The sequence below is a fragment of the Pseudoalteromonas sp. SCSIO 43088 genome (genome assembly GCF_023650795.1).
In the GTDB taxonomy this organism is placed as follows: domain Bacteria; phylum Pseudomonadota; class Gammaproteobacteria; order Enterobacterales; family Alteromonadaceae; genus Pseudoalteromonas; species Pseudoalteromonas shioyasakiensis.
Window position 1 is genome coordinate 1,088,320 of sequence record NZ_CP072675.1, and the last position, 12,936, is coordinate 1,101,255.

Here is a 12,936-nt window from a genome sequence, read left to right on the forward strand (position 1 = left end):
GATGCAACAGGACGTAGTAAACAATTCAATGGACATTGCCGTTACCAGTGTAACGGCTGCACAGTTATTCTCTGGTGATGTGATTGATGTTGATAAAAAGCCCCTGCATGGCTTAAAGGTGCGGTTAAACCTTCCTGAATACCAGCGACCTTACAAATGGTTGCCTAGCGATGTCGAAGCCTTTCTTGATGACCTAAAAGCTTATTTTACTGCGAGTACTGAAATGATTGATTCGCAAATTAAGCCTGCAAAACCGTTACTTTATTTGGGTAGTGTGGTGTTGCATCAGGTTACTAATGGCTCTGAAATCATTTTGAATATTATTGATGGTCAACAGCGAATTACGACCTTGCAGTTGATTTGCATGGCAATAGCAACTAAAAGTGGTAACAGTTACTCTCTGCCAAATATGCGTTATGGTTCGCCAAGTAGCCATGAGCGTATTGCCAAAAACTATCAATGGCTAACAGCACAATCTCTCCCGGAGTCGTTGTTAGCACTCGATTTAAACCGTATTAACTTCACAGTGGTAATCACACAATCTGAAGATGAAGCCTATCGTTTTTTTGAAACGCAAAATACGGGGGGCGTAAGACTATCTGGCCCACAAGTCATTAAAGCTCACCATTTACGTGCGATACCCAGTGAAATACAAAATAACTTTGCGCGTAAATGGGAGTCTTTTAACTATTTAGATGGTGTGGTTAACAGGCTGCTTAAGGCAAGACGCTGGCAGGCATTTGGTTTTAAATATGTGCCTTCTCACCGATCACCTGAAGGTGTTAAAAAAGCCATTGTAAAAGAGTTTGCCGAGAATACTGGCAGTAAAAATGAAGATTTAGCCTTTAGCCGTGGCGCTCAAATTAAAAGCTTATCGGGAGCAATATCTCAGCAGCTTGTTGATGGCTATTTAGCTAAACAACCTCTAAATGCAGGTATAAATACGGTTAATTATTTAGCCTACTTTAATGAGCTATATCACACCTTGATGGTTGAGCAGTCTCAACCTTATCTAGAGCCATTCTATTCGTTTTACAACGAGGTGGTGTTAAAGGCGAATAACAGCGATTTTTTAACAGAATTATTTGATATTACTATTTTGCTATATGTCAGTGAGTTTGGAACAGAGCACCTTAATGAAGCCAGCTTTTGGTTAGCTCGATGTGTCTTTTCTATTCGACTTTACAATGAGAAAACAGTCAGAGAAGACTCTATTTCTTCATTTGTTAATAAGTACCCATTACTTGACTGGATAACCACAGCTTATGAGCACAAGCAGCTAGTTACAATGTTGCAAAGTTTTAAGCGAGATATAACGCCCGAAAACATAGGGATATCAGATAGAGACGGTAAGCCTGCTAATGGAGTAAAGCAAAAATTCTTAAAAGGTTATGCTAAGTTTTTTAACATTCTTGTAGCAGAGCGCTCTGGTAATCAAATAGCTGAGTCTTTTGACGCTGATTTAAAACAAGGTATAGAGAACAAATTAGCTGAACCCAAAGATCGTAATATGCCAGCATTGCAGGAGTGTGTTGCATGAGTTTAGCCTTATCAAACAACGCTTCAAGCGTTAGTCAGGTCGAAACAATAGTACAAACGCCACACGATTTATTAATTAACAAAATCGCGTTTGAAATCCCATCTTATCAGCGGCCCTACGTGTGGGGTGGCGAAGGCGTTTTAAAGCTGTTACAAGATATAGAGCAAGCATATATTGCAGATGAGCACCAATATTATATTGGCACTGTGCTTTCTTCTCAATTGCCGAAAAAAGCTAACAAAGATGCATCCGTGAGCTTTGAATTGATCGATGGACAACAGCGCATGACAACCTTAATGCTGATTGCCATTGCATTTAAAAAAGCCAATGTTGATTGTGAGCTTTCAAACGTTGCGACATTAGCGCATTTTCCTCGTGTTACGTTTTCAATTAGAGAGATGGTACAAGGTTTATTGTGCTCATGGACTGATTTAGAGTTTACACATAAACCTTCTGATGAAGATATTCATAAGAACGAATACACCAAACATTTAGCCGAAGCGTTAAATACTGCAACGAGCTTTATTAAAGAAATACGTAAGGACAGTAAAAAAGGTGAAGCGCATTTAGTTAACTTTGCTAAGTACTTTTATCAGCAAGTACGTTGGGTTAACAACATTATTCCTGCTGGAACCGATTTAAATAAACTGTTCGCGACTATGAATACCAGTGGTGTGCAGTTAGAGCAATCCGATATCTTAAAATCGAAACTATTAGGTAAGTTAAGCAAAAACCGTCATGAATATGATGGCTTGTGGCAAGTGTGTGAAAACCTAAATAACTACTTTGAGCGCAATGTGAGGCGGGTGTTTACAGCATCTAACTGGAAAAAAATTCAAGATATAGATCTAGCTAGTTTTGACAAAACAAAGTTTAAGCTTGTTGATACTAATATGCTTCAAGATCTCTCCGATAAAGGCTCTGAGAGCGTTAGAGGGTTAACGCTTGAGGAGATCATAAGTGACGAGTCTCTGTTAGAAAAGCCAGAATCGAAACAAAGTAGTAGCAGTAGCGCTGAAGACGATGAAGTATTCTGCCGCTCAATAATTGGCTTTCCGTTGTTTTTAATTCATGCATTTAGAATCTATAGAGCGCAAGCAGGTAACGAAGACATTGAAAGTCGCGTTAATGGTGAGCGACTCAATCAAGCATTTGAAAAGTTTGTATTAAAGGCTTCTGAATTAGAAGTAATTAAGTTTTTAGATTGCTTATGGCAAGTACGCTACCAGTTTGATAAGTGGGTTGTTAAGTGGGTAGAAAAGGCTGAAGAATCCACGGCAGTTTTACGATTAAGTAATGTTAATTTCTCAAAGACACAAAGCAGATTAAACCGAGTGCCTACAGAAATTACAGAGTTAAGCCAACTTCAAAGTGTTCGATACTTTACTGGTGAACGAAGCGCTCAGTATTGGCTTACATCTTTTCTAGGTTGGTTAGTTGAAAACAACACGGAAGATAAAAATATAGTATTAGCTAAGTTAGAAGATATTGATAATAAGATGTCACTAGCTTTGTTCCATGCCGAACTTAGCCAAAAACAAGCAAGTTTTAACTACCTTACGAAAACAGATGGCAGTTTTGGATCTTCAAATGAAATGAATGATTATCTAAAACAAATCAACGGCACTGGGTTTGAGCATTATTGGTTTCAAAAGCTGGAATATGTGCTTTGGAAAAATGAGCAAAATAGAGCTGATGAGAAATTCAAAAAATACCGCATAAGCTCAAAAAATTCTGTTGAGCATGTTCACCCACAACATGAAGAATACGATAAGCGGTTAGAAGATAACTATTTGAATGCTTTTGGCAACCTTGTGTTACTGAGTCCGGGTGAAAACTCTTCCTATAGTAATCAAACCGTTGGTAAAAAACAGGAAGATTTCAAAGCTAAACCAGTATATGACTCACTCAAGTTAAAACAAATTTTTGAGTTGAAGCAAAACGATGAGTGGGACAAAGACAAGATTAAACAGCATCAAAAAGAGATGATCTGTTTATTGGAACAGCATTATTCAGGACGAGAGGCATTTAATGGGATTTAAAGCTTTCAGAGGGAGCGCATTTAACCACAGTCATGAGAACCAAGCGTTTAATGCTTTGCATGATATGCTGCAAGCAGAGTGGGATGGACGTGATGATCAGTTATATTTGTTCGGTAACTTTTTTGTTGCAGGCAAAGAGTTTGATGCATTAATCGTTAAGAATAATGCGATCATTGTTATCGATTTCAAAAATTTTGGCGGTGAGCTAACATTTTCTGAAAATGGCCCTTGGTACTGTGACGATGTTGTTGTTAAAGGCGGTAATAGTCGAAACCCATTTTTACAGCTTCGCAGCAATAAGTTTGCTCTACTCGATTACATTAAAAGTGGGCATATAGAAATTCAATCTAAACCAAACCTTGGTCATATAGCGGGTTTAGTGATGTTTCATCAACCAATAGAAATAGATGAAACTCAGATACCACAACAAATTAAAAGTTGGTTTCATATATGTGACTTAGGTAAAGCTATTCGAACAATTGACGGTATAGCAAGCGCAGAGATTGATATGTCTTTGCATGAGCTTAATATGATTGCTGATGCTTTTGCCGCGCCTGAATACTTCCCTGATGGTAAACCTGTTATTAGAACTATAACCGCTGAACCTGAAAAATCATTTAATTCTGAATTTACTCCTATTGGGTTTCAAAAAACAGCCTTAGAACAAGTAGAGCGATGGTTAACATCTGATATATGTGCTTTGGTTTTGAAAGGCATGTCTAGCACGGGTAAACGAACCCTAGTGAGAGAAATAATTAAGCGAATAGAGAATAAAAATAAGAGTTTGTTGCTCTTGGCCCCGAATGCTCGAATTGCAAATAAGTATACCGAGATGGGGCTTGGAGAGTTTAACTCAATATATCAAGTACTCTACAGCAGTAAGAGTGATGGAGTAGTAAAGAAATCAAATGGCGTTGAGTTAGCTAAGCACCCAGTGATTCTTACTAGCGAACAAGTTAAAGACAAAGTTTTGGTTGTTGTTGAGTCGCATTTAATTAGCAATAGTTACTATGACATGGATAATGCGATTTTTGGGTCAGGCCATATGGTTAATGATCTATTAACTGCGTTTGAGAATAATCCGCCCAAATTACTTTTGGTTGGCGACCCATATCAACTATCTCGTGGCGACTTAGACCTATGCTTGCTATCCGGTCAGGCTATTCGAGACAAAGAATTAACGATTGACGAAGCATTTTTAGAACAACAGATCGAGTCAGAACCTAAAGAGTTACATGACTTTCAGTTTGAAATTGCACAACAGATGCAACACAAACACTTTAATAAACTGCCTAATGCAGACAGTGAAGTAGTATCACAGATAGAAAATAGTCCTACAATTGGTACTGATATAACATCAGGGCGTTATCACGGTGTTTATTTAACAGCGTTGAATGATATGGCTCAAAAAATCAATTTTGCGGCTAAGCAAAAAGTTCTAAAACAAGCCAACCCTTATGTTCTAAATGCTGGAGATCTTATTGATTTCCACACAAGTTCACCAGTGATTAGCCCCAAAGATATATCGGTTGATATAGAGTCCAGCAATGACTGGGTGCATTCAGGAGAAATAGCTAGCGTTACTGAGGTTGATGACAAGATTGATACCATTGAGTTACAGCTAAAAGGTCGCGATATGCCGACAGTTGTGCGTATAGGTTATTTGAATTGCCGAGTGCCAAGCTTAGGTGATGTGAACGTTTCTTATATTATTGATTATTTACATGCGGATAAGCCGGAATTAAGTACTGATCAAATGTTAGTGCTAAGTATTAAGGTAAGAGAGCAAGCTGTCGAAGCATTTAAAGGGCTTAAAGGTAAATTGGACAGCATCAATGACAAGAAATCTGATGAATATTTATCAGAGAAGAAAAAGTATTCTGAATTAATACAAAATCATATCGCCCATAGTCCTTTATTAAATGCGGCTAGAATTCGATATGCATACGCCATGACGGTACATAGAGCGCAAGGAAGGCAATGGAATTTAGTTTATTTGGATGCTAGTAGAGGCCCTAGTGGTGACTCTATTACCAATGATGGTTTTTTTAGGTTTTTATATACAGCAAGTATGTCTGCTGAGAATGGTTTGAAGTTACTTAAATACCCTAAATTAACTCCGCTATATCAGACTCAATTCATTCCAAACAACAATTGTAAAATTGGAATGTTTCCTGTAAGCAAAGGCTTTAACTATCAAATTCCTGAACGAACAGAATTAGAAAAATTCAATTATCCCGTTGGAATGAATACTGATGTAGTTGAGCTTAAAGCTATTTGCTTTTCCGTATCAAATTGTCTTAGTAACTCTTCTTGGCGGATCAGTGAATTAAAGCAGCATAGCTATCAAGAGCTTTATACTTTTGAGCACAGTACGGGTAAGAAAGTTCGTGTTCGATTTACCTATGACAAAAATATTAAAGTCAAAACATTAGCTTTTCCTGATGAGTCAAAAGAGCCGAGTTTAAGCGAAGAATTAAAAACACTCTTAGCAAGCGAAATAACGTTTGATGAATCTAGACTAAATACGGCTCTACAATCACTTCGAAATTTTGTGGAAGAATTAGGTTTCGAAATAGTTGACGCAAAGCGTTCAGGTGACTGGGAGATGCAAGTTCTTTGCGCGAAAGGTAATGAGGCCATTCAATTTAAAACTTGGGTCGTAAAAACTGGATTACTATCAAAAATAATGCCTGAAAAAGCGACTTCTGAAGAGGTTATGGTTCTTTTTAAGGAAGCTTTAAATGAGTAGTGAAGTATTTGCCCAAATTCGTGAACTGAAGCAGCAAGGAAATTTTGTAGATGCATGGAATTGTGGTTCTGTGGCTTTTCAAAATGAACCACAAAATACATATTTAAGAACATCCTTATTTTGGGTTTGTTATGCTGCAATAAAGGCGATTCAAGACCCGATTTTAGCTAGGCAAAATAAGGCTCCCAATGTCAATGAGCAGGAAATAGTTAATTCATGGATTAATTGTATTGGACAACTCAATTTAACAGTGCCATGTGAAGAACTAGATTTCAGATTCTTCAATTTGTTTAAGGGCTGTGGAGAGCATTACCAGTCTTATATCCAGATGTTAACTTATTATGGCTCTAACCTTTATCAACCTGCCGACCTAAAGCCATATAAAACAGAAAAGGGAGAATACCCAAGTTTACTAGTTAGGTTATCAAGGCAAACAAGTAAAGCGTGGTTACAACATCATAAACAATGGGATTTGAATCTGGATGGTATATTAAATTTACTTAATTATGCGCTGAATAATGCTCTTGATAGGAACAAAACTTGGCTTCAGTTTGATATTTCTAAATGCTTGGTTAGTGCGGGTAGATATGATGAGGCAAGAGAATCTGCTTTATCAGTTTTACGACAAAAAATGTCTGAATCTTGGGCTTGGGGCGCTTTAGCTGATACTTATATTAGCCAAGAGCCTAAGGCCGCAATAGCTTGTTATAGCAAGGCAATTTTGGAAGCTCACGAACCTCCTTTTTGTATTCCAATGTTTTACGGGTTAGCCCAGCTTTTTGCCAATAAACAAGAGTTTGATTTTGCATCAGCAGCGTTGAGTAAATTAATACAAATATACAACGCAAATGGTTGGCACATAAAACCAGAGCATGAAGAGCTTATTCAGCAAGGGTGGTTTGATGCCTCAGCTATTGAGTCGCTTAACTTTGATGAAGTCATTAAAACCAGAGCAAATGATGCCCTTCAATATGCAACCAAGAAGTTAGAAGTGGCGGTAGGTATTGTTGATTCGCATCACCGTTCAAGTAAGGGTTTTAGTATATATCTTGATTTGGATAAAAAACTCAGTGCAAGAAAAGGTGTGTTTTTTGGTAAAGGATTACCAGAGGTAGGAACGTGGCTAGAGTTAAAACTTGCTAATGACGGACAGCAGTTAGAAGTATTGGAAGCGCACAAGGTTGAACCAAAACAAAGTGAGAGAGTGAAATTAATTGAAGGCACTCTAAAGCTCAATCCCAAGGGCTTTGGCTTTGTTGATGATGCTTTCGTTGCTCCTTATTTATTGAACGGTTTTAACGATCAAGAGTATGTCAAGGCAACAAAAATTTGGGACAAAGATCCCAAGAAAGGAACCCCTAGTTGGCGTGTAATAAAAATAGTTAAAAGCCAGTCAACGCATTAAGGAGAATAAGAAATGGTTAGTCAAACAAACGAACAAGCATTAGAAGCTGCGATAGAAAAAGCATTAACGGGAACTTGCCTAGAAGACATTAAAGCAGGTGTGCAAGAAGCTGCACCTGATTTTGGCAACAAGTTTTATAAACTTGGTCAACCGACTGACTTTGACATGCATTATGCGTTAGACACTAATTATTTCTGGCAGTTTTTAGAAAATACGCAAGAAGATGAGTTGGAAAAACTTAAGCGTAATAGTCCGAATGATTGGCAGCGTAAAGTGCTTGAACGATTTGATAGGCTGATTAAAAAACATGGAATCTTGCATCTACTGAAAAAAGGCTTAAGTGTAGATGACGCGCATTTAAACTTAATGTATCCAGCTCCGTTAGCAAGTAGCAGCGACAAAGTTCATCAGAACTTTGCGGCAAATATTTTCAGTGCAACTCGACAGCTTCATTATTCAAAAGCAAACCCGCTTCAAGAAATCGACATGGTGCTTTTTATTAATGGTATTCCATTGATAACGCTTGAGCTTAAAAATGCGTGGACAGGGCAAACAGCGCGATATCATGGTCAAAAGCAATATCGTAATGATAGAGATATAACTCAATCGTTACTGCAATTTGGTAGGTGCTTAGTTCATATGGCGGTTGATACCGATGAAGTGTATATGACCACGAAGCTTGCAAGTAAAAGTACTTTCTTCCTGCCATTCAACAAAGGTAATGGACATGGACAAGGTAATCCGCCAAACATGTTTGGTCATAAGACTTCATATCTATGGGAGGAAGTGTTTACCAAAGAAAGCTTGGCTAACATTATTCAGCATTTTGTTCGCTTAGATGGTTCAAGCAAAGATGATCTCAAAAAGCGCACGCTTTTCTTCCCTCGTTATCATCAAATGGATGTTGTTCGTAAGTTAGTAAATCATGCCGCCACGCATGGCGTGGGTCAAACCTATTTGATTCAGCATTCGGCAGGCTCAGGTAAATCAAATTCTATAACATGGGCTGCGTACCAGCTAATTGAAACTTACCCACACTCATCAGATGCTCCGGGAAGTCGAGGTATAGAGCAGCCGTTATTTGATTCGGTGATTGTTGTAACGGATAGAAGACTTTTAGATAAACAGTTAAGAGATAATATTAAAGAGTTTTCTGAAGTTAAGAATATTGTTGCTCCTGCTTTTAAATCATCAGAACTCAAGTCAGCACTTGAAAATGGTAAGAAAATTATTATCACTACCATTCAGAAGTTCCCATTTATCATTGATGGTATAAGTGATTTAAGTGATAAACGTTTTGCTGTGATCATTGATGAAGCTCATAGCTCACAATCAGGCTCTGCCCACGACAACATGAACCGAGCGATGGGTAAGTCTGAAATAGAGGAAGCTGAGGACGCTCAAGATAAAGTCCTTGAGGCAATGCGTTCAAGAAAGATGCGAGGTAATGCATCTTATTTAGCATTCACAGCAACACCTAAAAACAGTACTTTAGAGAAATTCGGACAGCAGCAAGAAGACGGTAGTTTTAAGCCATTCCACCTGTACTCAATGAAACAAGCGATTGAGGAAGGCTTCATTCTTGATGTTATAGCGAATTACACTACGTACAAGAGCTATTATGAAATTGAAAAATCAATTCAAGACAACCCTGAATTCGATACTAAGAAAGCTCAGAAACGACTGCGAACCTACGTTGAGACAAGTCAACAAACCATCGATACAAAAGCTGAGATCATGCTTGAGCATTTCATACCGCACGTTGTGAATAGCAAAAAGCTTAAGGGGAAAGCAAAAGGGATGGTTGTTACTCAAAATATTGAAACAGCTATACGTTATTACAAAGCGATAACTAGACAGCTTGAACAACAAGGCAATCCATTTAAAGCTGTTATTGCGTTTTCTGGAACCAAAGAAGTTGATGGAATCGAGTATACCGAAGCTGATATGAATGGCTTTCCAGAAAGTGAAACCAAAGACAAATTTGATACAGATGAATATCGTTTACTAATAGTTGCTAATAAATATTTGACGGGCTTTGATCAGCCAAAATTGTGTGCAATGTACGTTGATAAAAAGTTAGCGAGTGTGCTTTGTGTTCAAACATTATCACGTCTTAATCGCTCAGCACCTAAGCTTGGCAAAAAGACAGAAGATCTGTTTGTACTAGATTTCTTTAACAGTGTTGATGATATCAAAACATCATTTGACCCATTCTATACCTCAACAACGTTATCAGAAGCTACTGACATCAATGTCTTACATGAGTTGAAAGACTCTATGGATGATGCTGGCGTTTACGAATGGTACGAGGTTGAAGACTTTATTAAACGTTATTTTAATAACGAAGATGCGCAAACACTAAGCCCAATTATAGATACCGCTGCGAACCGTTTTAATTATGAGTTAGAACTTGAAGACGAAGATAAAGTTGATTTCAAAGTAAAAGCTAAGCAGTTCGTAAAAATCTATGGGCAGATGGCATCAATCATGCCATATGAGATTGTTGCATGGGAAAAACTCTTTTGGTTCTTAAAATTCTTAATACCGAAGCTTATTGTTAAAGACCCTGACTCTGAAGCACTTGATGAATTATTAGAGTCCGTTGATTTAAGCTCCTATGGCCTTCAGCGGGTTAAGTTGAATTATGGTATTGGACTTGATTCAGAAGAAACAGAGTTAGCGCCACAGAACCCTAACCCGCGTGGAGCGCATGGCGGTGAAGAAGAGCGAGATCCGCTAGACGATATCATCAAGAATTTTAACGAAAGATGGTTCCAAGGCTGGAGTGCAACTCCAGCGGAACAAAAAGTTAAGTTTATTAATATTGCAGAAAGTATTAAACAGCATCCTGATTTTGAAGCTAAATACCAAAATAACCCTGATCCACATAACCGAGAACTAGCATTCGAAAAAATGCTGAAAGAGGTAATGTTGGCTAGACGTAAAGATGAGCTTGAACTTTACAAGCTTTTTGCTGGTGATCCGGCTTTTAAAGCATCTTGGATGCAAAGTATGCAAAGAACAGTTGGCTTATAAATATAACGGAAACTAAGCGGTAATAGTTTTTCACCGTTAGTAGCAAGAATAACAAGTGAATGTAGTTTTAGTAGGAAACATTATGGAAAAATTAGATTGGTTGGTCCCTGACTTTTTGAACTTTAAAGAGTTAACATTTGAATCACAGCTCAGTGCCACGTTTGTTGCATTTCTTCTACTAATTACACTCTATTTTCTTGGCAAATCTTTAATTTCATATTTTAAAGCTAGAGGTCGAGTTTCGATTCTAAATGAAGCGTTAAAGGATACATCAACGGATAACATCGCTTCTAAAAGAAGAGATTTGATTAGCTTTATCACAAATAAAGACAAAGAAAAAAGCCAGCCTGTAAGACATATATGGAAAGAGTTTGATGAAACATTAATCGAAGTTAAGGCTGTCGGTAATGTTCATTTACATAATACTTTTGATGCTTCTCATTTTTTTAATACTCATACCTTAGCAAAGGGAGTTACTGATAACAGGTTAATTGCTGCTGTACCCGGCTTTTTGACTGCTGTTGGGGTTATAGGTACTTTTGTCGGGCTTCAAATTGGTCTATCGGAAATGAACATTTCATCTGAAGTATCAGTTGAAGAAATGAAGGCTGGTGTTTCTGCGGTCATAGGTGGTGCTAAGGTCGCGTTTATGACATCTGTTTGGGGCGTATTATTAAGTGTTTTATTTAACTTTATTGAGAAATCACTAGAGCAAAGTATTAGAAAAAAGATAAGCCTACTTCAAGACAAAATAGACGATATTTTTCCACGCTTAAGTCCTGAGTCTCAACTCCAAGTTATCGCAAATAATAGCATCGAATCACGAGAAAGTTTGCAAGGTCTCGCTGAGCAAATAGGCATTAAGATGCAAGAATCAATGCTAACTGCAACAAGGGGAATTAGTGAGGCGTTGGAGACAACGCTAAATGAGATAATGGCTCCAGCAATAAATAAATTGGTAGACGAAACTTCTGAAGGAAATCAAAAAGCATTAGAGGACTTGCTAACGAAATTTATGGATGGCTTTGGCGCTCAAGGGAATCAACAAAGAGCTGCAATGGAAAGTGCTTCAGAAAAAGTTAACGAATCCATCTCTGGCATGAATAGCACAATGGAAGCGTTTATTTCTAAGATAGAAGCATCTCAACAAGCGTCAGGAGAAAGGGAAAAAGAACTTATTTCTTCAATTTCATTACAAGTTTCTCAGTTAGTTGAGCAAAGCAATGAGCAAGGTCGGAAAATGACCGAATTGATGGAAACTCAAATTGGCAGTTTAAATGAAGCTTTCGACAGCAGCCAAGCTCGTGCAAAAGAAAGAGAACAAGAGTTTACGAACAATATCGAGCAACAAATTAAGTCACTAACTGAAGGCATTGCGTCTCAAAGCTCTGTTTTAACTGAGTTTGTACAATCACAAATGTCTTCCTTAAATGAATCGTTCACCAAGCGTGATGAGCAGAGTGCGGCCATTTCTGAGCAAAGGAACGCAGCTTTAGAGCAGCAAACACAAGCAATTTCCAAGTCAACACAAGAATTAGTTTCTCAAATAGAATCAAGCATACAGAACCATAAAACTAGTTCCGAGCAGATTATTGAGCAAGGAAAATCACTTCAACAAAGTGTTGAATCTTCTGTCTTAGCAAGTGCGAAGGCTACTGATAGCATGCGTGAATCTGCCTCTGAACTTAGATCTGCGGCAGAAAAAATGAGTGTATTTGGTTCGCATGTTAGAGAAGCTGGAAATAAATTGTCTGGTGCTGTTGCTGAGGCCATTGAGTCAACTAAAGATTTAGCTAGCCAAAACCAAACAACTTCTGAACGAATGGAAAATTTACGAGAACAATTGATTGCTGATACTGCTCGCTTCAAAGAGTTAGCAGACCAGATAAATAGTATGATCGTGAATGCTGGTAATACATTTGAAAACTTGAAATCTTCTCAAAGTGAATATTTATCACAATTACAGAAAAATGTGTCTGATTTGTCATCTCAAATGACCAACTTACTTGCTGATTATGCTGAACAAGCAAATTCTCAAACAAAAGATCACTTAACGATATGGGCTGATTCTTCAACACAATATGCGAATACTATGAATAACGCAGCAAGAGCGTTAGCAGGTGTAGTTGAGGATATTCAAGATAAAGTAGGTGCTTAA

The 12,936-nt window shown here is 37.8% G+C and carries 6 protein-coding genes; all 6 read left to right on the forward strand.

Features of this window, described 5'->3' with window-relative positions; all coding sequences use genetic code 11:
- Position 1: 1 nt before the first annotated feature.
- The 6 genes from J8Z28_RS04980 (at position 2) to zorA (ending at position 12,936) form a co-directional block, all read left to right on the forward strand.
- Positions 2-1,540, forward strand: coding sequence for a DUF262 domain-containing protein (locus tag J8Z28_RS04980; protein ID WP_250660005.1), 1,539 nt, complete (start codon positions 2-4; stop codon positions 1,538-1,540).
- Positions 1,537-3,582, forward strand: a complete 2,046-nt coding sequence (locus J8Z28_RS04985; RefSeq protein ID WP_250660006.1) for a DUF262 domain-containing protein — start codon at positions 1,537-1,539, stop codon at positions 3,580-3,582. The genes J8Z28_RS04980 and J8Z28_RS04985 overlap by 4 nt, the downstream gene beginning before the upstream one ends.
- On the forward strand, positions 3,572-6,334 hold the full coding sequence (locus J8Z28_RS04990) for an NERD domain-containing protein/DEAD/DEAH box helicase (protein ID WP_250660007.1): 2,763 nt from the start codon (positions 3,572-3,574) through the stop codon (positions 6,332-6,334). Before J8Z28_RS04985 ends, J8Z28_RS04990 begins: the two co-directional genes overlap by 11 nt.
- Complete coding sequence (locus J8Z28_RS04995) at positions 6,327-7,739, forward strand: tetratricopeptide repeat protein (protein WP_250660008.1); 1,413 nt, start codon at positions 6,327-6,329, stop codon at positions 7,737-7,739. Before J8Z28_RS04990 ends, J8Z28_RS04995 begins: the two co-directional genes overlap by 8 nt.
- Before the next feature lie 12 nt (positions 7,740-7,751).
- Positions 7,752-10,778: a type I restriction endonuclease subunit R gene (locus J8Z28_RS05000; RefSeq protein ID WP_250660009.1), complete on the forward strand. Its 3,027-nt coding sequence runs from the start codon at positions 7,752-7,754 to the stop codon at positions 10,776-10,778.
- Positions 10,779-10,860: 82 nt separating this feature from the next.
- Entirely contained in the window at positions 10,861-12,936 is a 2,076-nt protein-coding gene (zorA, locus tag J8Z28_RS05005) for an anti-phage ZorAB system protein ZorA (RefSeq protein WP_250660010.1), read from the forward strand.